Here is a 1,614-nt window from a genome sequence, read left to right as displayed (position 1 = left end):
ATGTTCAAATTCAATGCTTATATTTTTTCATTAGAGATTTGGCAAGAGCTTTAACTTCTTGTGCATTTTTACGAATTTCTTGAAAAGTCTGATTCTGTTGCTCTATAGCTTCTCTATAATCATCGCTTACATTAGCCAAATAAGATTTTTGTGCTTGGTTAAAGCCTTTTTTATATAAACGTTCGTATGCTTTATGATGTAACTCATCATATTTTTTACGATCAAAAACAACAGTGTCAAAGTGTAATTGCATATACATTTCTACTTTTTGTAAAGATGTTGATACTTGATTAAAATTCTTTCGAATAGTGGCTTCATCAAAATTTTGTTCATGTTGATATAATAGAGAAATAAAACCATAAGCTCTTCCTTCATACTCATCAATTGCAAGATACAGATCTTCTATTTTTTTTATGTACACTTCCTTTCTAGCGCGTCTGCTAAGAAACCACTGATTGAAGAATACAACTATCAACGCTACAAAAGCCGAAACACCAATCGATATCAGTTGTGCTTGCTGAGCTTTTTCAGAATAAATTGAAGATAAAAAATCCACTTAAAACTCCACATTGAACATAACGCCGTTGTAACCGGCAAAAAATTGTTGGCTAAAATTTTGTGAAGTACGAGCAAAGCCAACAAATTTTTTGTCCGCGTTGACGACTTTGTTATGTGAATTCTCGATTGAAACGCCGAACTTTTGTACGCATATTTTTCATAGGTGACGATGTATTAAACTGAATCATACGCCCCAAAGTCCATTGTTCATACCACGCAACACCATACAAATCATGGTCACTTAAGCTTGAAATGAGTAAAAGTATCTCGTTAACCGTAGACTCAAGCTCAATGAGTAAATCGTCATATTTCCACTGACGATACTCTTCGTGGAAGCTTTCAGCAAGCGAGCCTAATTGATTCCATTTATAACCTGTTTCTGGGAAATCAACTTGTTGGTTTTGAGCTCTTAAGTTATACCATTTAAGAACGAGTCTCCCCCAACCAATCAAGTAAGCCACTGTGTCACTAACGCTAATGACTGTACCTTTGATATTTCCCTCTACTCCAAGTTTGCGAGCTTTGCTTTCCGGAATTGAACGATAGTCAGCCATGAGTTTCGGAAATATTGAGTTTATCGCTAACTCCAATTCATCCTTGTTTTTTGGCACAGAAGACATTTTGATCTCCATTCACATAACAATTTATTAAGCGGTAATCGATCAACGAGGTTCTGATCATTGAAACGAGAGGCATTGGAAAAATATCAGGTATTTATCTACCTGACCGGAATCCTTATAGGATTACTGGTCGGGGTGAAATTTCCTGAACAGTCAGAGATTCTAGAGTGGGCTTTGTGGCCTTTGCTAGGCATGCTTCTGTATACGACTTTTACTCAGGTTCCTCTAGGGCATCTGCGAGAAGCATTCTCTGACTCCCGCTTTATGCTGGCAGCGGTGATTGGTAATTTCGTTGTTCTCCCGTTAATTGTGTGGGGGTTAATGTCCGTTGGGCCTAACTTGCCTGCGGTCAAGTTAGGCATACTCTTGGTGTTATTGGTCCCGTGTACTGACTGGTTTATCACCTTCACACACTTGGGTGGGGGGGATACAAAGT

The 1,614-nt window shown here is 38.0% G+C and carries 2 protein-coding genes and 1 pseudogene; 1 reads left to right on the top strand and 2 read right to left on the bottom strand.

Going from position 1 to position 1,614, the window contains the following annotated elements; genetic code table 11:
• Nucleotides 1-10: 10 nt before the first annotated feature.
• Nucleotides 11-556: a hypothetical protein gene (locus ACT3RM_RS17760; protein WP_441996501.1), complete on the bottom strand. Its 546-nt coding sequence runs from the start codon at nt 554-556 to the stop codon at nt 11-13.
• A 112-nt stretch (nt 557-668) separates the two neighbouring features.
• Nucleotides 669-1,178, bottom strand: coding sequence for a ClbS/DfsB family four-helix bundle protein (locus ACT3RM_RS17755; protein WP_441996500.1), 510 nt, complete (start codon nt 1,176-1,178; stop codon nt 669-671).
• A gap of 75 nt (nt 1,179-1,253) precedes the next feature.
• Between ACT3RM_RS17755 and ACT3RM_RS17750 the strand changes: the two are divergent.
• Nucleotides 1,254-1,614: pseudogene (locus ACT3RM_RS17750) on the top strand (arsenic resistance protein); the annotation flags it as partial.

The sequence above is a fragment of the Pseudoalteromonas sp. AOP7-A1-14 genome (genome assembly GCF_052376275.1).
Lineage (GTDB): Bacteria > Pseudomonadota > Gammaproteobacteria > Enterobacterales > Alteromonadaceae > Pseudoalteromonas.
This window is presented reverse-complemented; position numbering and strand designations above follow the sequence as displayed.